The sequence below is a fragment of the Micromonospora sp. NPDC047707 genome (assembly GCF_040704235.1).
GTDB lineage: Bacteria > Actinomycetota > Actinomycetes > Mycobacteriales > Micromonosporaceae > Micromonospora.
In genome coordinates this window covers 63,391-81,659 of the sequence record NZ_JBEYSU010000011.1, presented here as the reverse complement: position 1 = coordinate 81,659, position 18,269 = coordinate 63,391, and the positions used below count along the sequence as shown (strand labels likewise).

At 73.1% G+C, this 18,269-nt stretch carries 28 protein-coding genes; 1 reads left to right on the top strand and 27 read right to left on the bottom strand.

The window, feature by feature from the left end; translation table 11 throughout:
* Position 1: 1 nt before the first annotated feature.
* Both AB0873_RS15025 and AB0873_RS15020 read right to left on the bottom strand, forming a co-directional pair.
* A complete protein-coding gene (locus tag AB0873_RS15025) occupies positions 2–2,659 on the bottom strand; it encodes a phage tail tape measure protein (RefSeq protein ID WP_366600282.1) in 2,658 nt (885 codons plus the stop codon).
* A gap of 85 nt (positions 2,660–2,744) precedes the next feature.
* Positions 2,745–2,909 (bottom strand): hypothetical protein, encoded by a 165-nt coding sequence (locus AB0873_RS15020; RefSeq protein ID WP_366600280.1) that lies wholly within the window; start codon positions 2,907–2,909, stop codon positions 2,745–2,747.
* 3 nt (positions 2,910–2,912) lie between these two features.
* Between AB0873_RS15020 and AB0873_RS15015 the strand changes: the two genes are divergently transcribed.
* The gene (locus tag AB0873_RS15015; protein ID WP_366600279.1) at positions 2,913–3,056 is read left to right on the top strand and encodes a hypothetical protein; all 144 of its coding nucleotides are present in this window, start codon (positions 2,913–2,915) and stop codon (positions 3,054–3,056) included.
* Here the strand turns inward: AB0873_RS15015 and AB0873_RS15010 are convergent.
* The 25 genes from AB0873_RS15010 to AB0873_RS14890 form a co-directional block, all read right to left on the bottom strand.
* Positions 3,053–3,448, bottom strand: coding sequence for a hypothetical protein (locus tag AB0873_RS15010; protein ID WP_366600278.1), 396 nt, complete (start codon positions 3,446–3,448; stop codon positions 3,053–3,055). The two genes, AB0873_RS15015 and AB0873_RS15010, sit on opposite strands and share 4 nt — an antisense overlap.
* 31 nt (positions 3,449–3,479) lie before the next feature.
* Positions 3,480–3,986 (bottom strand): hypothetical protein, encoded by a 507-nt coding sequence (locus AB0873_RS15005; RefSeq protein ID WP_366600277.1) that lies wholly within the window; start codon positions 3,984–3,986, stop codon positions 3,480–3,482.
* Complete coding sequence (locus AB0873_RS15000; RefSeq protein ID WP_366600275.1) at positions 3,983–4,396, bottom strand: phage tail tube protein; 414 nt, start codon at positions 4,394–4,396, stop codon at positions 3,983–3,985. Before AB0873_RS15000 ends, AB0873_RS15005 begins: the two co-directional genes overlap by 4 nt.
* Before the next feature lie 2 nt (positions 4,397–4,398).
* A complete protein-coding gene (locus tag AB0873_RS14995; RefSeq protein ID WP_366600274.1) occupies positions 4,399–4,824 on the bottom strand; it encodes a DUF3168 domain-containing protein in 426 nt (141 codons plus the stop codon).
* Positions 4,821–5,183 (bottom strand): hypothetical protein, encoded by a 363-nt coding sequence (locus AB0873_RS14990; protein ID WP_366600273.1) that lies wholly within the window; start codon positions 5,181–5,183, stop codon positions 4,821–4,823. The genes AB0873_RS14995 and AB0873_RS14990 overlap by 4 nt, the downstream gene beginning before the upstream one ends.
* Position 5,184: 1 nt before the next feature.
* Positions 5,185–5,529, bottom strand: a complete 345-nt coding sequence (locus AB0873_RS14985; RefSeq protein ID WP_366600272.1) for a head-tail adaptor protein — start codon at positions 5,527–5,529, stop codon at positions 5,185–5,187.
* A complete protein-coding gene (locus AB0873_RS14980; RefSeq protein ID WP_366600271.1) occupies positions 5,526–6,083 on the bottom strand; it encodes a hypothetical protein in 558 nt (185 codons plus the stop codon). Before AB0873_RS14980 ends, AB0873_RS14985 begins: the two co-directional genes overlap by 4 nt.
* 71 nt (positions 6,084–6,154) lie before the next feature.
* Positions 6,155–6,520: a hypothetical protein gene (locus AB0873_RS14975; RefSeq protein WP_366600270.1), complete on the bottom strand. Its 366-nt coding sequence runs from the start codon at positions 6,518–6,520 to the stop codon at positions 6,155–6,157.
* Positions 6,521–6,598: 78 nt separating this feature from the next.
* A complete protein-coding gene (locus AB0873_RS14970; RefSeq protein WP_366600269.1) occupies positions 6,599–7,003 on the bottom strand; it encodes a hypothetical protein in 405 nt (134 codons plus the stop codon).
* 22 nt (positions 7,004–7,025) lie between these two features.
* Positions 7,026–7,328 (bottom strand): hypothetical protein, encoded by a 303-nt coding sequence (locus AB0873_RS14965; RefSeq protein ID WP_366600268.1) that lies wholly within the window; start codon positions 7,326–7,328, stop codon positions 7,026–7,028.
* On the bottom strand, positions 7,328–8,578 hold the full coding sequence (locus AB0873_RS14960) for a phage major capsid protein (protein ID WP_366600267.1): 1,251 nt from the start codon (positions 8,576–8,578) through the stop codon (positions 7,328–7,330). The genes AB0873_RS14965 and AB0873_RS14960 overlap by 1 nt, the downstream gene beginning before the upstream one ends.
* A 135-nt stretch (positions 8,579–8,713) precedes the next feature.
* The gene (locus tag AB0873_RS14955) at positions 8,714–9,412 is read right to left on the bottom strand and encodes a hypothetical protein (protein ID WP_366600266.1); all 699 of its coding nucleotides are present in this window, start codon (positions 9,410–9,412) and stop codon (positions 8,714–8,716) included.
* Positions 9,409–9,549: a hypothetical protein gene (locus AB0873_RS14950; RefSeq protein WP_366600265.1), complete on the bottom strand. Its 141-nt coding sequence runs from the start codon at positions 9,547–9,549 to the stop codon at positions 9,409–9,411. Before AB0873_RS14950 ends, AB0873_RS14955 begins: the two co-directional genes overlap by 4 nt.
* Complete coding sequence (locus tag AB0873_RS14945) at positions 9,546–10,859, bottom strand: phage portal protein (RefSeq protein WP_366600264.1); 1,314 nt, start codon at positions 10,857–10,859, stop codon at positions 9,546–9,548. Before AB0873_RS14945 ends, AB0873_RS14950 begins: the two co-directional genes overlap by 4 nt.
* A gap of 2 nt (positions 10,860–10,861) precedes the next feature.
* Positions 10,862–11,224 (bottom strand): hypothetical protein, encoded by a 363-nt coding sequence (locus AB0873_RS14940; protein ID WP_366600262.1) that lies wholly within the window; start codon positions 11,222–11,224, stop codon positions 10,862–10,864.
* 23 nt (positions 11,225–11,247) lie between these two features.
* Positions 11,248–13,092, bottom strand: a complete 1,845-nt coding sequence (locus AB0873_RS14935; protein ID WP_366600261.1) for a terminase TerL endonuclease subunit — start codon at positions 13,090–13,092, stop codon at positions 11,248–11,250.
* On the bottom strand, positions 13,061–13,573 hold the full coding sequence (locus AB0873_RS14930) for a P27 family phage terminase small subunit (RefSeq protein ID WP_366600259.1): 513 nt from the start codon (positions 13,571–13,573) through the stop codon (positions 13,061–13,063). Before AB0873_RS14930 ends, AB0873_RS14935 begins: the two co-directional genes overlap by 32 nt.
* A gap of 188 nt (positions 13,574–13,761) precedes the next feature.
* Positions 13,762–14,103 (bottom strand): HNH endonuclease signature motif containing protein, encoded by a 342-nt coding sequence (locus AB0873_RS14925; RefSeq protein ID WP_366600258.1) that lies wholly within the window; start codon positions 14,101–14,103, stop codon positions 13,762–13,764.
* Positions 14,104–14,266: 163 nt separating this feature from the next.
* Entirely contained in the window at positions 14,267–14,569 is a 303-nt protein-coding gene (locus AB0873_RS14920) for a hypothetical protein (protein ID WP_366600257.1), read from the bottom strand.
* A gap of 4 nt (positions 14,570–14,573) precedes the next feature.
* Positions 14,574–15,488, bottom strand: coding sequence for a hypothetical protein (locus AB0873_RS14915; RefSeq protein WP_366600255.1), 915 nt, complete (start codon positions 15,486–15,488; stop codon positions 14,574–14,576).
* Positions 15,485–15,709 (bottom strand): hypothetical protein, encoded by a 225-nt coding sequence (locus tag AB0873_RS14910; RefSeq protein ID WP_366600253.1) that lies wholly within the window; start codon positions 15,707–15,709, stop codon positions 15,485–15,487. The genes AB0873_RS14915 and AB0873_RS14910 overlap by 4 nt, the downstream gene beginning before the upstream one ends.
* Positions 15,699–16,820: a hypothetical protein gene (locus tag AB0873_RS14905; RefSeq protein ID WP_366600251.1), complete on the bottom strand. Its 1,122-nt coding sequence runs from the start codon at positions 16,818–16,820 to the stop codon at positions 15,699–15,701. Before AB0873_RS14905 ends, AB0873_RS14910 begins: the two co-directional genes overlap by 11 nt.
* A 127-nt stretch (positions 16,821–16,947) precedes the next feature.
* Complete coding sequence (locus tag AB0873_RS14900; protein ID WP_366600250.1) at positions 16,948–17,556, bottom strand: hypothetical protein; 609 nt, start codon at positions 17,554–17,556, stop codon at positions 16,948–16,950.
* Complete coding sequence (locus tag AB0873_RS14895; RefSeq protein WP_366600249.1) at positions 17,546–17,872, bottom strand: hypothetical protein; 327 nt, start codon at positions 17,870–17,872, stop codon at positions 17,546–17,548. The genes AB0873_RS14900 and AB0873_RS14895 overlap by 11 nt, the downstream gene beginning before the upstream one ends.
* On the bottom strand, positions 17,869–18,240 hold the full coding sequence (locus AB0873_RS14890; protein WP_366600248.1) for a hypothetical protein: 372 nt from the start codon (positions 18,238–18,240) through the stop codon (positions 17,869–17,871). The genes AB0873_RS14895 and AB0873_RS14890 overlap by 4 nt, the downstream gene beginning before the upstream one ends.
* Between the last annotated feature and the right edge of the window lie 29 nt (positions 18,241–18,269).

The window sequence follows — 18,269 nt, the reverse complement described above, 5'->3', positions numbered from 1 at the left end:
GTCAGCGCTTCCTTCCCGCCCGGGCGCGGCGGGCCCGGCGGGCCTCGATCGCGGCGATCTGCTGATCGGTCGGCGCCGACCCGGCGAAGTGGTAGTGCGTGTCCCCACCACCGGCGGCGGCCGCCGGCGCCGGCGGGTCGTACGGCGGCGGCGCCGGCGGCGCCCACCGCGGCCCATCCGACGGCGGCCGGCCCGGCCACCATCCGCTGCCGTCGCCGCCGCCGGCCGGGCCACCCGTGGCCGCCACCCGCAGCCCCGCCGGCGACCACCGGGCACCGGCCGGGGTGAACGCCGCGGCGGCGAGCTTCGCCACCGACTTGGCGGCCTTGGCCACCTTGCGGGCCCGGTCGTACAGGCCCAGCGCCACGCCGTCACCGGTGAACCAGCCCAGCCGCCTGGTCACCTTCGACGGGGAACGGATGCCGAGCAGCTCGCGGATCTTCGCGGGGATGAGGTTGGTCAGCTCGCGGACCTTGCCGGTCACCAGGTGCCAGGCGCCGGCAATGCCGTCACGCAGGCCTGCGGCAAGGTCGCGGCCGATGCCGAGCATCCGGTCCTTGATGCCCCTCAGCCCGTTGGTGATCTTGGCTCCGAGGCCGCCGACGAACGTGACCACGGCGGTCAGCCCGGCGATCGCCTTGTCCTTCGCCCACGCGACCGCGTTGGACAGCAGCCCGAAGACCGCCTTCCAGACGCCGAAGTAGGCGCGGACCCGGTCGACCAGCCAGCCGGCGATCGCCGCGACCGCGCGGAACGCCGGCGTGACGATGTTCTGCCACCACCAGATCACGACCTGGGCGACCAGCTTGTACCCGCCCACGATCCAGTTGAAGGCCGGTTTCAGGGCGTTGTTCCACAGCCACAGCCCAGCGGCCGCGACGCCGCGGAAGGCGGCGTCGACGATGTTCCGGAACGTCTCGGACTTCTGGTAGGCGATGACCAGGCCGGCGACCAGGGCGACGATGGCCAGGATGACCAAGCCGATCGGGTTCGCGGTCATCGCGGCGTTGAGCAGCCACTGGGCGGCCGCCCACGCCTGGGTCGCCACGGTGGTGGCCACCATCGCCACCCGCGACGCGACCGTGGACAGGATCGAGCGTTTCTGGGCGGCGTCGCCGGCGGTGGTCGCCGCGGTCGACAGGCCCTGGCTCACCGCTTGGGCGCGCATCGCGGTGGTCGACGCGGTCAGCGCCGCGGCGAGCTCGGCGTTGCTGGCGGCGAGCCGCCGGTTGGCCATCGCCGAGGCGAGGGTCAGCGCCGGTGAGACGGCCTGGGCGACGTTCGCCGCGAGCTGCGCCGTCTTCACCAGGACGAACCCGGCGGCGAGGTAGGGCAGTGCCTTGGCGAGCAGGTCGGCGTGGTCGGCGGCGAAGCGCATCACCTCCCCGCCGACCTTGAGGGTGTCGGTGAAGCCAGGGCCCGCGTCGGCCGACACCTGCTCGAACACCGGCCCGAGGGACTGCAGCGCGGCGGCGCCGTCGGCGAACAGGCCCTCCCAGTCCACCGACTCGAGGCGGGACAGCAGCCCTTCCAGGGCGGGCAGCGCCGCGGCGGCCGCGTCGACGAAGGCGCCCTCGAGGCGGCGCTTGAAGGCGTCGACCTTCGCGCCGGCGGAGTTCTGCAGCGTCTCGCCGGCGGCCGCGGCGGCGCCCTCCAGCTCGCCGAGACCCTTGGCGGCGGTAGACGGATCCATCGCCAGCAGCGCGCCCTTGAGGTCCTCGGACTGGGTGCCGAGCAGACCGAACGCGATCTCCGCGTGGTTGGCCTGACCCTCGGTGGCCTTCAGCTTCGCCAGGACCTGGTCGAAGGCCGCGGCCGCCCCGGGGCCGCCCTTGGCGAAAGTGCGGATCATCTTGTCCGCGTCGAACCCGAGGGCCTTGAAGCTGTCCCGGGCCTCCTTCGACCCGTCGACCGCCCGGATGCTGAATTCCTTCAGCGCGTCGGCGGCTTTGTCGGCGTTGTAGCCGCCCTTGTTGATGGCCTGGGACATCAGGCCCATTGACGTGGCGGCGTCGAGGCCGATCGCGTCGAAGTGGACGCTGTACTGCTCGAAGACGTCGAGCAGGTCTTGGCCCTTGTTGACGCCGAGCTGCGTGCCGCGCAGCAGCACGTCGAAGGCGTCCTCGGCGTTCTTCGCGATGCCGGTCTTGAGCATGGTGCCGACCGCGGCGCCGACCCGGTCGTACTCCTCGCCCATGACCTTGCCGAGGGTGATCGCCTGCCCGGCAACCTTCTCGATGTCGGCGGTGGCCGCGTCCGGGTCGATCAGACCACCTTGGAACATGGCCTTGACCGCGTCGGCGACCCCGGCCGCGGAGTCACCGAACCCCTTGCGGTAGAGGTCGCCGGCGATCTGCCCGGCCCGGGCGGCCGCCTCGGGGCTGGCCGATATCTGCGTGGTGAGCAGGGCGTTGACCTTGCTCTGCTCCAGCGCCTGGGTGAGCCCTTGGGCCATCAGCCCGCCGGCGGCAACCCCGCCCGCGAGGGCCGCGGTGGCGGCGATCCGGCCGACCATCTGCGCGGTCTTGCGGAACCCGTCGGCGAAGGACCGGCCGGTCTTCTGGCCCGCCTGCTCGGCCACGGGGGCCGCCTGCTCGGCCTTGCCGACGTCGCGGACGTCGACCCCGAGCTTGATCAGGAGGTTCGCGATCGTGGACACGGGGGTCACCTCCTCGACGTCGGGGTGCGGCAAGAGCCGGCAGGCGTGCAGGGCCTGCCGGCTCTTCGCGGGGCGTGTTCGGTTGTCAGCTGGCCGGGCGCAAGTCGGCGCCGCCGAGCGCCCTGTTGATCGCGACGACCGCGGCGAGCATCTCGTCGGGCGACTGTTCCCGCCGCCGGTTCCCGCCCCAGCCGGGCAGGAACTGATCGAACGGGTACGGGGCCTTGCGGCGGCGGTTGGCGTTGGCCACGGTGTGGGCGACCAGCGCGGCGAGGTGGTCGTGGCGGTCGCCGCCGAGGGGCCCGTACAGCTGCTCGTAGACCTGCCACTCGGTCAGCTCCCGGGAGGAGATCCGGGTGAGCAGCTCGCCGACGGTGTACCCGAGGTGGCCTGCTAGTCGGAAGTAGAAGGCGCGCTCGGGTCGTCGGGAAAACCCTCGGTGAGCTCCTCCACGTCCTCGTCGGTGAGCCCGGCCAGGCGCTGGGCGACGTCGTAGACCCGGCCGAGCGCGGCCGCCGATTTCTTGCCCAGCGTCTCGACGTCGTACGGCTTGAAGACCAGCTGTCCCGCCTCGTCAATGACGGACGCGGCGACCAGCCGGGCCCGCAGGTTGGCCAGGTTGACGTCCCGGTTCTTGCCCTTGCCCTTGATCGAGCCGGCCTCGAAGCGGTCGCGTTCGGCGCCGGACATGCCCTTGACGCGGACGGTGCCGCCCCACTCGGGCACCTCCACGTCCTCGAAGGTGTAGTCGTCGACGGCCAGGATCTGGTCGCGGGTGAGCAGGGTCATGGCGAAGGGTTCCTTCCGGGGTGCGGGCGCGTCAGGCGGACGCGCCGATGATCACGATGTCGTAGGTGACGGGGGTGCCGGCGCCGCCGTTGGCCACGGACAGCAGATCGCCGGTGCCGGCGGTGACCGGGTAGGCGGTGGCGTCGCCGGCGGCGAGGACCAGCAGCCCGCCCGGGCGGACGGACACGACGTCGTCGGCGCCGCCCGCCCACGTGGTCCAGCCGTTGGCGGCCGCGCCCCCGACGCGGACCGCGTTGGTGTTCGCGGCCGCCGCGGCGACGATCAGCGCCTTGACGCGGGCGAAGGTCAGCGCGGCGCCCAGGGCGTCGACGAGCCCTCCGGCGAGGTCGAGGCTTTCGCTGGCGGACGCGCCCAAGGTGCGCCGGTCGTGGAAGACCCGGTCGGCCTGCCCGGCGGCGGTGCCGTTGGCCAGGTCGACCCGGCGCAGCAGCGACAGCGGCACCGACGCCGCGGCCAGGTCCAGATCATTGCGTAGCTCGGCGGTGAGGCTGACGGCCAGCTTCGTGCGCAGGGTCATGACAGCACCGGCTTCCCGGACACCTTGAAGGTCAGGGTGGCCGTGAGCTTGTCGTCGTACGGGGCGGACGGCTCGAAGCCGGTCATCACCGCGCCGAACGCCCACTGCGCGGCCGCGGTGGTGGGGAAGACGAGCCGGTAGTTGCGGGGCTCGTCGTCGTCGAGGTCGGCGACCAGGGCGTCGTGCTTGTCCGGGTCGTAGTTGACGTCCAGGCTGACCTCGCCGCCGTCCTTGAGGGAGCCGACGAACTCCATCCAGGCGTCCGGGCTGTCGTGGGCGGTGACGTCGAGGGTCTCCCGGGACAGGCCGGGACCGGAGATGTTCGTGCAGTTACCGATCGCGGTGAACACCTCCGGGTCGGCGCCGTCGCCGCGCTGGAACTGGGTACCGAAGCCGTCGATGCCGGCCATAGCTATGCCTCCTGCTGGGTGTTGACCCGGAATCGGACCGGGACGTGTCGGATACGCGGATCGGGATCGCGCAACATGCGGGCGTCGAGGAACCGGATGGACACCACCTGGTGGCCGTCGATGGCCAGGGCGTCGCGCTGGTGGTCGAGCAGCCGCACGACCGCGTCGACCACGTCGGCGGGGCGCAGGAACCCGTCAACCTCGTCCCACAGGTGCACGGCGATGTCAGCCTGACGGCCGAACGTGTCGTGGGTGTTGTCCGCCTCCTCGACCGCCGCACCGATCACCAGGTACGGGTACTCGGCGGGCTCGGGCACGTCGTCGTACACGCGGCCGTCGACGAGCGCGGTCACGCCCTCATCGGCGCGCAGCGCCGCGTAGAGGGCCTTCTGCAGCGGGCCGGCGACCAGCCGGGCCGGGCCGGTCATCGGTACCTGCGCGAGATCCGGCGGGCGATGCGCCCGGCGGTGCGCTGGCGTTCCCGCTCGATCGCCTCCGCCAGGGCCGGCTGGGCCGTCTGGCTCTCGGTGCCCTCCTCGGGGAACACCATGTAGTACAGCTGCGGGTCGAAGATGCCGACCTCCACGGCCACCTCGCGCGGGTGCTCGCGGACCTCGATGCCCTCGCGGCCGGCGCCGGTGTCCACGGCGGCGCCGGTGTACCAGTCCTCGCGCAGGTCCTGCGCGGACTCGCGCAGCCCGGCCATCGACTCGGCGGCGACGTCGGCCGGCAGCCGCTTCAGCGCCCGGCGCAGCTCGGGCATGCCCTCGATGCGGACCTTGGACACGTCAGCTCGCCTCCTCCTCGATCAGCTCGGCCGCCGCCCGCCGGTAGACGGCCACCGAGGGGCTGACCGTGGACATCACCCGCCAGTACGGGCGGGAGTCCGCCGGGGCGCCGGCGGGGCGCAGCTCGTCACCGCGGCGCACGTCCGCCCGCGGCAGCAGGTACACGTCGCTGGTGTGGCGGGCGCCGGCCCGGTCGGCCTCGACCTGCTCGCCGGCGCGCGGCTGGGTGATCCGGGCGCGGACCTGGCCGACCCTGGCGCGGGCCGTCGTCGCGCCGCCGGCGCCGTCCGGTTCCCGCTGGGCCCGCCACACATCCAGCCGCTGGTTGAGCCAGTGCCCGATCACGGCCGGCTCGCATACTTCGCGAGGGTGGCCTTCTCGGCGGTGGTCAGCTCCATCCCCGGGGTGTGCCACCGGACCCGGGTGTCAGCGATGTCCTCGCTGTCCGCGCCGCCCGGGTTACGGCGCCCGGCCACGGCCAGGCGCAGGCAGATCCGCCGCACCCGGCTGCCCAGCTCCGCCTCCTCGTAGCCGGGGGTATAGAGCACCCGCACCGCACGGTCGTGGGCCGGCCAGCAGCCCCCCAGGCGCGTCAGCACACCGGAGGTCGACCACAGGTAACCCTCCCGGTGCGCGAGGGCCGTCTCGGTGCCGTCGACGGCGATGAGGGTCACCTCGTCGACGGCGTGCACCGGCCAGCGCGGCAGGATCAGCGACGCGGCGCCGCTGCCGTCGAGGGTGACCGTGTCGGTCGAGCGCAGCAGCGGCTGACCGACCTCGTCATCGATCACCTGACCGGCGTCCTCCAGCAGCTCGGTCAGCGCCGCCGTGTCGTCCTCGGTGAGGTCGTCGACGTCGAGCTGCAGCCGATGGGCCAGCTGCGCGACGGTCGCGTACATGAGCACCTCCCCGCCGGCGGGTGGGGGCGGGGCCCGGGGCGCTCCGCCTGTACGCCCCGGGCCGGCTTTCCCTACTCGGGCTGCTCGGACTCGAGCAGCTTGGTGAGGTCCTCGACGAGCTTGACCCGGGCCCGGTCGCCCTTGGTGGCGCGCTCGACGTCGAGCGCCTTGGCGGCGCGGTCGCGGTCCTCACCGACCCACGCCAGCACCACGGCGATCGAGCCGTCGGGCACCTCGTCGCCGTCCGGCGGTGCCGGCGGGCTCTTGCGCGCCGCGCCGGGACGCGGGGCCTGCCCGTCGGCCTCGTCGGCGCCGGCCGGCACGGCGAAGCCCCGGTCGATCAGGTCCTGGGCTTCGTCGTCCGGCACGTCCGCGGTCGCGCCGGCGGCGATCGACCGCTCCGGCGAGGCGTACAGGGTCTTCATCGTGATCCGCATGGCGGCGGTCCCTTCATCCACGAGGGCCCCGGCGGCGCGCCGGGGCCCTTTGACGGGTCAGCAGGAGATGGGCGGGTGTCAGGCCGGGCGCACGCGCGGCTTGCCGCGCACCACCGAGGCGGCGCACGGCATCGTCGGGGTGGTGCCGGCCTTCGCGGTGATGGACACCCGCAGGTACCGCTTGATGCCCTTGTAGCCGACCTTGTGGATCTGGTCGTCGTTCGCCGCGGTGATGACCGGCTCGGCGCCGTCCAGCTCGGAGTCCGGCACCGCCGCGAACGACACGTTGTCGTCGGAGTGCTGCACCTCGAAGGTCAGCGACGCGCCCGCGCCGGTGATGGCACCCGCGTCGATGCACACCACCGCCGCGTCGTAGTTGGCCAGGTCCACGCCCGTGCCGTGGACCGGGACGGCCGGGTCGGCCTGGTTGGTCGCCTTCAGCGACTGCGCCGGGGCGAGGTCGTTCTTCAGGTCACTGCGCATGATCTCGTTGTCCTTCCTCGCCTTATGCGCTGGCGATGGTGGCGGTGACCGTCGGCGAAGTACCGCCGGTCAGGGCGCTGAGCCTGGCCCGCACGAACCGGACCACCCGCGGTGCGTGCACCAGGGTTCCCGAGGCGCTTCCACCGCTGCCCAGCCAGAACCAGGTCAGCCCGTCGTGTGAGCCCTCGAGGTCGACGGCCCACGACGACGGGCTGCCCGTCACGGTCAGGGCCATGGTGTGGTTCGCCACCGAGTCCTCGAGGTCCTTGGCCACGCCCACCTGCGGGGCGGACGTGGCCGCGGACAGCGACGTGAACGGCAGCATCAGGCGGCGGCCTTGACCTTCAGCCGCACGAACGGCTCGGCCAGCACCGGCATGCCATCGACCTCCATCCGGCCGATGAAGCCGACCTGGTTGGCCTCGGCGTACAGCTCCACCAGGCGCTGCACCTCCATCATCAGGGCCTCGGCGATGTGGTAGAAGCTGAAGTCGCCGATCATGCCGACGTACTGGTTCGCGGCGATGGTGTTCGGCACGAACTCCGACACCACGAACGGCACCTCGAGGATGGTGTCCGGCTGGTCGGACAGGCCGGCCTTCCAGATGTACTTGCCGTCGCTGTCCTTCAGCTTCCGGACCGTCTTGACCAGGTCGCGGTGGAACAGCCACCGGGCCCGCCGCCAGTACGCCGCCTTGAGCGTGTACTTGGCGTCGATCAGCTGGTCCGCCGCGGTGAAGCTGCCCGCAGCGGTGGGAATGGCACCACTGGAGCCGATCTCCACATCGCGGGAGGTGGGGATGCCGTTGGGGCTGGCGGTGAACAGGCCCAGCGGCTTCTTGTTGCCGTCGCCGACCATGTAGCCCTTCTCCTGCGACACGCCGAACTTGTAGGCCAGGCGCTCCCGGACCAGGTCCTCCGCGCCGCCAGCGGTCAGCCGCAGCAGCTTGCGGGACACCTTCGTCCGCTTCGCCAGGGGGTTGGGGGTCAGCTCCCGCTTGCCCAGGCGCAGCGCGTCGTCCTGACTGCCGGTGCCCACCTCGGAGGTCCACTCCGCGTCGTTCATGTCGGTGTCCAGCGTCGGAATGCCCAGGCTCGCGGCGTCGGTGAGCTGGTGCACGGTGGCCAGCCCGCGGAACGGCACCTCGTCGTCGACGTTCTTGATCAGTTCGGTGACGAACTTCTGCGGCGCGACCAGGTAGCCGCCCTCCGGGTCGGAGCCGGCGACCAGGGTGCGAGCCTGCTCCGGCGTCAGCGACGACCGCCCACCGACCAGGAACTGCCGCCACGCGGCCAGCTGCGCGTCGCCGCCGTCCGGGCCGTTGCGCTCCTCCCGGTCGTCGCCGCGGCCCGGCCGGTCGCCGGGCTCGTCGTCGATGCGCCGTTCCTTCGCGCGCAGCTTCTCCTCGCGCTCGATCTGCTTGTCGCAGCTGTCGACCTCGGCCATGAGCCGGTCGAACTTCTGCTCCTCCTCGGCGGTCAGGTTGCGGCCGCCGTCCTTCTCCGCGGCGTCGAGGATGTCGCGGGCCTGCTTCGCGAGGCCCGCGCGCTCCTGCCGCTTGGCGTTGATGTCCACGCCTGGGTTCCTTTCTCGGGTGTGGTGACTGCCGCCCGGCAGGGGCGGAGGTGGTACGCACCGGGGCCGCGCAACCCTCCCCGGGCGGGGAAGGCGCCGACGGGGGCTCCTACGTCCCCACGGCCGCCGGCGGGTCTACAGCACGCCGGCGAGCTGGGCGCGGCGGCGGGCGGTGTCGAGGCTGCGGCCGCCCGCCGGCGGCGCCGGGTCGACGTCGCGGGCCGGGTCGCCGGCGGCCGGGCGACCGGCGCGGTCGAGCAGGTGGCGCAGCGCGGTGATGCCGTCGGCGTCCAGGCGGTGCAGCAGACCGCGCACGGCGTCGAGCAGCTCGCCGTCGACGGCCAGGCCGCCGGCGCGGCCGGACTCGACCACGGCGTTGGCGTCCATCGGCAGCGGCACGCTCGACAGCTCGTAGAGCTCCCAGTCGACCGCGACGCCGCCGCGCCAGTAGTCCTGCGTCTTCGGGTCCTCCCACTCGTGCACTCCGAACCCGATCGACACGGCGTTGAGGAAGTGCCGGCGGTACTTGCCCTCGACCTTGACCGCGAAGTCGTCCTCACGGTCGAACTCGATGTCGAACATGAGCCGCTTCTTGTCGTCGATCTCCGTCTTCACAGACCGGCCGATCGGCAGCGAGTCGCGCCCGTAGTAGCGGTGGCCGTAGCCGAACACCGGGTTGGCGCGGTAACGGTCGAGTCGGGCGCCGTCCATCCGCAGCGAGATCCCGTCGCCCTTCTCGCCTTCGGTCGCCCCGACGAACCGCAGCGGCGCGTCCGGGTCGGCCGCGCTGTCACGGACCATGAAGGCCCGGTGGAACGCCATCGCCTTGCTCACCGGTTCACCCCCGGCTGGGCCTGGCGATCGCGCGGCATGCGGGCCTGCCGGTCCGCCGGTGCCCGGGTCTGGCCGCGGCGGCCGGCGTCGTCGTCGCGGTCCTGCTCGTCGTCGCGGTCGCGGTGCTGGTCGCTCACTGGTGGCCTCCCTTGCAGGTGCAGCCCGGGTGCACCGGGCAGGTTCGTTCCGGATCCGGCTTCTCGCCCGGCGCGAGCGCGGGGCCCATCTGCAGCGGCATCCAGTAGGTCTCGCCGACCCCGCCGGGCAGCGGGTTCTCGTTCTCCTTCTCGCGGATGTCGTCGCCGTTGAGCACACCCATCTGCCGGCCGAGGTTGTACGCCTCGTAGCGGCTCTTGATGTCGCCGCGAGTCAAGGCGTCGACCAGGTGCTCGCAGAAGTAGCGGCCCCGCTCGGCGCCGACGAACAGCCGCATGTTGATCATCTGGTCCCAGGTGACCAGCCAGCCCATCAGGGTGTCGGTCACGTACTCCAGGCCCTGGTGCTCGATGTTGGAGAACGTCGACCGCTCCAGGTCGCCGATCTTGTGCGGGGGCAGGCGCAGCCAGCGGGCCATCTCGTTGACCTGCAGCTTGCGGGTCTCCAAGAACTGGGCGTCCTCCGGCGGGATCCCGATGTCTTTCCACTCGAGGCCTTCCTCGAGGATCGCCACGCGCTGGGCGCGGTCGAGGCCCCGGTGCAGGTTGTCCCAGTCGGCCTGCAGCCGCTTGTGCCCCTCCGGGCTCAGCTTCTTCGGGTGCTTGAGCACGCCGCCCGGGCGGGCCCCGTTGGAGAAGAACGCCGACCCGAAGCGCTCCAGCGCCATGCCCAGCCCGATGGACTGGCGGGCCATCGCCACCACGCTGTACCCGCGGACGCCGTCGTAGCCCAGGCCACCGATCGGCAGCACCTCGTCCGGGAACAGCCGGGTGTAGATGCCGTTGACGTCGTCGGCGTACTTGTAGGTGACGGTCAGCCGCCCTGGCCCGGTCCGCTTGATCTCCGGGGTCATCCGGTCCGGTCGCAGCGGCCACAGCTCGACAACCTCCCCGCGGTTGTTCCACACCACGTTGAGGTAGCCGGTGCCCCAGGTCAGCGCGTGGCCCTGCACGGTACGGCGCAGCGCGATCGGCGGCATGACCGGGTTCGGCTCGTCGTGCAGCACCCGGTACACCGGGTGCTCACGGGCCCGCCGCTTGCCCCGGTCGAGCCGCTCGTACACCAGGTGCGGCAGCTTCCCCACGTCCGTCGAGATCACGTTCACGCCGGCGAAGAACGGGCTGTAGTGCAGCGCGGTCTCCTCGGACACCCACACGCCGGCGTTCGTCGCCGCGCCACCGGAGAACCAGTCCTCGACCCACTTCTCCGGCGTCGCGACCCCGGATCCCGGGCCGGCCGACGCCCGCCGGCCTGGGGTGGCCACCGTGCGGCCGATCAGTCCGCGGCCCACCGCTACCGCTCCTCGACGACGGCCGGACGGCGGCGCGGTTCGTCGTCCTGGTGCTCGTCGACGCCCTCGGCGGCCGCCGCGGAGGCGGCGCGGGCCTCGGCGCGGCCGCCGGCGATGCCCATCCACACCACCAGCGCGCCCACAGCCGCGAGCGCGGGCCCGGCGCCGACCGAGGCCCACAGCCCGGCCAGCAGCATGACCACGCCGAGCGTGGTGATCCAGTCGAACACGCTGAACGCGTCGACCAGGCCGCGCCAGGCGACGCCGGCGGCCGCCGCCACCCGCTCGGCCCGGGTCCGCGGCCCCGCCGGCGCGGCGTCGTCGTTGGCCGGCTCGTCGACGTCGGGGGTGACCGCTGCGTCCACGTCGATCACCTCCCTTGGTGTTGTCAGCCGGCGTCACCGCCGACCGTGGCCAGGCCGCGGTAGTCGTAGACCGAGTCGCCGTCGGAGACCCGCATGCGGCCGTCGATGGCGAAGAACAGGGCGGGCATGCCGTCGATCCGCACGTGCTCGGTAGCCCGGTCGGGCTTCACCGGCCGGAACCGGTCCGGGTCATCGCTCGGGCTCTTGGCCTTGAGGTGCTCGGCCATCCACCGGGCCACCGGGTTACCGCCGTGCGCGTACTCCCGGGCGGCCAGGGCCCGGGTGAACTCCGTCATCGGGCCGGTCATCCGCTCGTACGTGGTGCCCGACTCGATCAGCTCCAGGCCGGTCCGCTCGACGATCTCCTGCCGCACCGGCTCACCCGACCACCGGTCGTAGGTCACATCCACGATCGCGAACCGGCCCCAGTCCTCGACGATGGCGTCGTAGATCGACTGGTAGTCGATCGTGTTGCCCTCGGTCGCGGTGATCCACCCCTGGTCGACCCACCGTTGAAACGCCCCGTCGGTGTGCTCGGACAGGGCCGGCACGACCGCCTCGGGCACCCAGAACCGCCAGCGGACCTGACCGTCCTCGAAGAGCAGACACCACGCCGTCAGGTCGAGCTTCGACGACAGGTCGAGGCCGCCCCAGCAGCGCAGGCCCTCCTGCTTGGGCAGCAGCCAGTCCGGGTCGAGCGCGAGCTCACCGCGGTTGTCGTCCCACAGGTCCATCGGCACGTACCGGTACAGCGCCTGCACCCTTTGGTTCAGCTGGTACTGCCGGAACGCCTTCTCCCGGGCCGCGTTCTGCTTGGCGGCCAGGGCGTGCCGCCGCAGCGCCTCGCGGCTCTTGAACTGGTCGAGGGCCGGGTTGGCCCACTTCCAGTTCCGCTCGTCGTAGATGTCCGTCGACACCGGCAGGTGCGGGTGCCCGGGGTGGGCCCGGCGGATCCGCTCCAGCTCCTCGTTCGTGCGGGGCAACTTCCGCACGAAGGCGAAGGTGTGCGGCGACCTGGTCGGGTCCTCCATGATCCGCTCGGCCTCGTCGATCATCTGCGCGCCGAACGACAGCGGCTCGTCGGTCTCCGTCGTGGTGGTGAACAGCAGCTCCTGCTCGCGGGCGCCGTCGGCGGTGTCCATCGCCTCCCACAGCGACCCGTCCGGCTGTGACAGCACCTCGTCGAGGTTGAAGCCGTGCGGGTTGTGGCCGAGCTCGCCCTTGGCGTCGGCGGTGATGACCTCGTAGATCGAGCCGGAGCGCTCGTCGACGAGGCGCCGCTCGTTCTTGTAGTACTTCAACCGCCGGGACAGCACCGGCGACAGCTGCACCATGCGCAGCGCCGGCCCGAACACCTTCTCGGCTTGCTTGGTGTCCGCCGCGGCGTTGTAAACCTCGGCGGCTTCCTCGTCGTCGCCGACGAACAGCAGCAGCTGGATGGCCGCGGCGATCTCGCTCTTGCCGTTCTTGCGGCCCATCACGATGTGCGCCCGGCGGTAGCGTCGGACGTAGCGCTGCCACTCGGTGGACCAGATCACCTCGCCGAACAGCGGCCGGATGATCTCGTGCTCCTGCCAGTCCCGCAGGACGAAGGGGCGGCGCCGGTACGGGCCCTTGATGTGCCGCAGCAGCTCGGCCGGGAAGGCGACGGCCCGGTCGGCGCGGGGCTCGCAGTAGTGCGCGCCCCGCCTCGCGCAGGTCTTGTCGCGGAAGGTGTAGCCGCAGGTCGGGCCCTTACGGTCTCGCGGCCGCCACCGCTTGTGGTGGTCCGGGATCCAGTCGCCCGGCACCCGGCCGGCCCGGGCGCGCGGCCGGGCCGGACGCCGCGGCGGCGGCTTAGCCGGTGAGGAGGTCCTCGGCGGGGTCACGGCGGCCATCTCCCCCGGTCAGCTGGGCCCGGTCCGACGGGGTCATGCCGAAGCGCGCAGCCCAGGTCTGCAGCTGACGGTCGGCCTGGCCCAACACGACCAGCCACGGGTTGCGTGAGGTCCGGAAGCCGGTCGGCTTGCCGTTCTTGTCGAACACCGGCAGCTGCACGACCTCGCCCTCCTTGGCCAGGGCGATGGCGGCGGCGCGCCGGCGGGCCGCGGCGTCGCACACCACGGCGAAGGCTTCGACGTCCCAGGCGGTCAGCACGCCCTTGCGGATCAGATCCGGCGCGTAGACGTCCCAGATGGCCACCGCGGCGTCGGTCAGCCAGTCCGGGGGCTCGATATCGACCGTTGACGGCACCGGCTCGGCCGTGTTGACCCGGTCCGAGCGCGTCCCGCGCACCAGTTTCAGCGCCGTCGGCGCCGGCTTTGGGCCACGTTTGCCCATTGTGGACACCCCCTCACCCGGATACGGCAAGTGCGAAAACTCGTCAGCGAGAGAGCGCCCTTACCGCGGCGTTTCGGACCCCCTGACCTGCAGAGATTCGACCCGCCCCTCCCCTTCGATACAGGAGGCGTCACGGTCGATCAGGCCGGGGCCATCAGCACTCGGAGTGCCGGTGTCGTTGGTCAGGCACTCTACCGCGCGGGCCGCAGCGCGACCAGCTACTCATCGTCGACATCAGCGCCGAGTCTTGGCGTGCGGGGCCGGCCGAACCCGCCGTCGTGGGCGACGGTCTTGGCGCCGTGGCACTTGCGGCACAGAGCCTGGAGGTTCCACTCCTCGCGGTTGCTGGTGTCCCCGTCGATGTGGTCGGTGTGCTTGGAGCTGCGCTTCTTGCAGCCCTGGCACCAGGGATGCTCAGCCAGGAACTCGGCCGAGATCCGCAGCCACTCCTCGTCGTAGCCCAGCTCCTGCCTGGTGGGCCGGCGCCGGCGGTGCCGGGCGCAGGCCTCGCCTCCGGGGCAGCCGGGGCGGGTGCAGCGTCGGGGGGCTCGGGTCGGCATCGGGAGTCCCCTCGCGGTCGAGGGTGGATGTACCGAGCGCCCCGCACCGGTGTGTGCGGGGCGCTCGACCCGGAGCCGATCCCGGGACCCTGGCGCGGTAGCTCGGTGGCGCTGGGCAGACTCCTGGCGCTGCGCACATGGTGATATGCCCGGGGCGATCTTGTCAAACGTCCGTTCGAACCACCCCGCCTCGTGTCCCCTCCGAGGTCCGCGCCTCGGCGGCCAGCAGCTGCTCGCCGACGTACCCGTAGACGCCGGCACGCCGCACCGGCGGGTCGACGTGCGGGAAGCCGCCCGGGTGGTCCCGGCAGCGCGGGCAGTCCGCCGGCGCGGCGCCCGGGACGTGGCCGGCCCGGCGGGACCGCAGCACCCACTGGTTGATGAGCTTGCGGTCGACGCGCAGCTGCGCGACCGCGTAGGCGGTCGTCCACCACTGGATGCCGTCGACCACCACCACGCCGCTCATCGCGTTACCCGGCCCGGCGGTCTGGCCAGCCGCCGTGCCCGGCCACGCCGCTGTGGACGGCTGGCCGCGGCCGGCCCTGCTCGTTGAGTCGCCTGGCGATCGCCACGGCGTTCGCCAGCCCGTACGGGCCCTCCATCTCCGCCCGGGTCCACACGTGGGCCAGGCCCGGCCGCCGGTCGCGTTTGAGGCAGCCGCAGCCGACGCCGACGCACAGGCAGGTGCGGCGGACGCAGCGGACGGTCCACCGGCGTTTGTCCCGGCCGTCGTGGTGCAGTTGCAGGGACCGGTTGCGGCAGGCCGGGCAGCGGTGCTCGATCGGGCGGACCGGCTCGGCCACCACGCCGGCGGCCTGCCGGGCGACCTGGTCCGCGGCGGCCAGGGTGCGGGCGATGTCGCCGAGCAGGTAGGCGTCCCGGTTGTCGTGCAGGTCGTCGAGCACCCCTGCGCGCCACGCCTCGCCGGCGGAGTCGACCACCCACCGTCGGCCGGGACCGCCGACGGTCAGCCAGTCGAGCACGTCCGCGATCGCGGCGCTGACGCCGATCCGGCCGCCGACATACGACGCGCTGCGGTAGTGGGCGACGCGTCGGGCGAGCCGGGTGAGCACCTGGTGCACGACGGCCTGGGCGTCGACGACGTCGAGACGCGCGGCCGCCGGCGACGGCGCCAGGGCACCCGTGCCGTGGCGCAGGTTCCACTCCCGGTACGCCCGGTCGCTGCGCCCGCGTGCCTCGAGCACCTCGGCCTGTTCCTCGTCGACGGGCCGGCCGGGCCGCCGCTCGCGGCCGGGCACCATCAGCAGCCACAGCCAGGCGCACGACTCGCGGAGCCGCTCGACCGCCTGCCGGATGTCCGGCACCGACGCAGGCGGGCCGTCCCGTCCGGCCGGGACGGGCGGCGGCAGCCCGGCCAGGCTCACGACGACTCCTCACCGCCAGCCGGCTCGCCGGCGGCCAGGGCGTGCAGCGACTCGGCGATCGACACCAGCGCCGCGGTGCGGGCGACGTCGGCGAGCTGAGGCATCTCCTCGCGGACCTCCCGCTCTTCCCGGGGCGAGAGGTTGCCGGCGGCGAGCATGGCCGCGGCGGTCTGGAGCGAGGTGAGGCCTCGGCGGGCAGTGGTCAGCGGGTCAGGGTGCATGGTCGTCCTTCGGCGGTCGGGGTCGGCCTCTGCGTCCTCTGGGTCGCCCGTTGCGGGATGGAGTGGCAGGGCTAGGAGGCTGGGCTCCCGTCCCTTGCCCTTCCCGTCCCGGGGATCCGAATCCCGCAGTCAGGCGATTGGACGGTTTGGCCAATCCGTGTTGATCTTGGCGTGTGGGCTGGCGCGGGGTCCCGCTGGGCGCGGGGTCGCGGGGCGCGGTAGCCGGCGGTGGGCCGGGTCGCGGGGCGCGGGGTCCCGCCGGCGGCGGGGTCGCGGGGGTGGGCGTGGTCCGACCGGGTGCCGGGTCGCGGTGCGCGGGGTCCCGCTGGCGGCGGGGTCGCGGGGCGGTGCGGGGCGCGGGGTCCGGCTGGCGGCCGGGTCGCGGCGTGGTGGGCGCGGGGGCCGCCTGGGTGGCGGGTCGCGGGGTCTTGCTGCGGCGCACGTGGTGGCCGTGCTCGGCGAGCAGGGCGACGGTCTTCGCGCCGTAGTGCGGTTCGGTCGGCGCCGGCAGCGGCGGGATCCGCTCGTCGGCGTCGGGGTGGTCCTTGCGGGCGGCGTTGCACTGCCGGCAGGACACCCGGAGGTCGTCCGGGGTGGCGGCCGGCCTGCCGGGGGTCACGTGGTCGTAGGTGCCGCCGCGGCCGCCTTTCTGGTCGCCCCAGGTGACGATGCGGCCGCAGTAGCGGCAGCCGTCGCCGTCGCGCAACCTGACGGGCACGATCAGGGCGGTGTTGCCGTTGTCGGCGCGGCGTTGCTTCTCCCACTCGATCTCGTCCTTGAGGCGGATGTGGACCAGGTGGGTGGAGTCGTTGTGCAGTGCCCAGGCCTGCTCGCCGCCGATCGGGTCGATCGGGATGAGGTACCCGGCGCGGACCATCAGCGGCACCCAGTGCAGCCAGTTGTCGCCGAGGGTGGTGGCGACGGTGCCGGCTTTGACCACGTAGTCGGTGGTGTAGCCGGCGGACTGCACGGCGAGCCGGGCGAACGCGCCGGCGAGGAGGTTGACCAGGTCGGTTTGGGTGAACCGGGGCGGTTGCCAGTCGGTGAACGCGGCGGGCGCGAGCACCACGGGGTGGGCGTGGCTGGTGTCGGAGAACTTGGCCCACGGCATCAGCCCACCCCCATCCCGTCAATGATCAACATCGATTGGTCTCCCGGTAGCACTCGGCGCGGCCACCATCGGGGACGGTGGCCGCGCCGGGCGCGTTGTGCGGACGGGTATCGCGGCGCGGGGCCGCTCAGGTGTCGGGCGGATCGCCGGTGCGGCGCTGGTCGTGCTCGGCGCGGCGGCCGTGGGCGGCCCATCCGGCGCACAGCAGCCCGGCCTGACCGTCGGTACGGAACGGCACCCCGGCCACGATGGGCGGCTGGTAGTCGGCCGCGTCGCCGTCGACGCGCCGGCCGTCCGGGTGCTCCCACCGGGTCGGGCGGCGCATGTCCTGGTGGCACCAGAACGGCTGGCCGTCTTCGGGCAGCGACAGCAGCGCCTCCCGGGTGTAGGCCTCGGCCTGTTCCGGGGAGTCGGGCCGGAACGCGCAGTCGGCGAACATCCGTGGCCGCACCTGGATGTCGCCGGGCTGCACGGGCAGCCGCGGGTCGGCCTGGGCGACCGGGTAGCGCGGCACCCAGCACGTGCAGCCCTCCGGGCCGTTCATCGCGTCGCCCCAGCAGCAGCCGGCGCCGTCGGCGTCGGGGTTGGCGCGGGCCCACAGGATCGCGCCGCCGTTGCCCTGTCCGCAGCCGCGGCCGGCGGCGAGGCCGGTCAACTCGGGCGGCACCGGGACGCCGAGCGCGGTCGCCTTGTCGACCAGGCGGCTGATCGCCCGCCGCTCGAAGTCACTGGGCATGGCGGCCTCCGGTCAGGTGGGCGATGAACGCGTCGACGCGGGCCCGCTCGGCCATGTAGTCCTTGCGCAGCGTCAGCACGTCGCTGGTGCCGCCGAAGTGCTTGGCGAGGGCGTCGAGCAGGGCGCGGGCCATCGGCTCGGGCAGCCGCAGCGTGGGCTCGTGCCAGCCGGCGTGCTGCTCGTCGTCGCCGAGCGTGCGCATCACGATCTCGACTGGCTGGCCGAGGGCGGTGGTGCCGTCGGCGCGTTCGTCGACCAGGTACACGGCCACGCCGCGGCAGGCGATGTCGAGCGTGACGTGCGCGCGGGCGGTCACCGCGGCCGCCGGCGCAGGTTCGTGCGGGTCCGGGAGCCGGCGCCGCCGACGGGTGGGCTGGCGGCCCGCTCGACGGTGGCCTCGGCCTGCGCCTGGCGGGCCTCGGCCAGGACCGCCTCACCGTGGGCGGTGAGCCGGTACGGGTGGATGGTGGCCGGGCCGGGCGGCCGGTCGGGATCGTCGAAGAGCTCGACCAGGCCGGCGCGCCGCAGCGGGAACAGCCGCGGGCCCACCGGCCGCATTCGGGGGGACGGCTCGGCGGGCACCGTTTCCCAGTCGGCGGGGATGAGCGTCGGGTCCATGTGCACGCGGCCCTGCTCGACGGCGGCGAGCAGCTGCACGTCGTCCAGGTCCAAGGTGATGCGCATCGGGTCTCCGTTCGGTGCGGTCGCGGCGG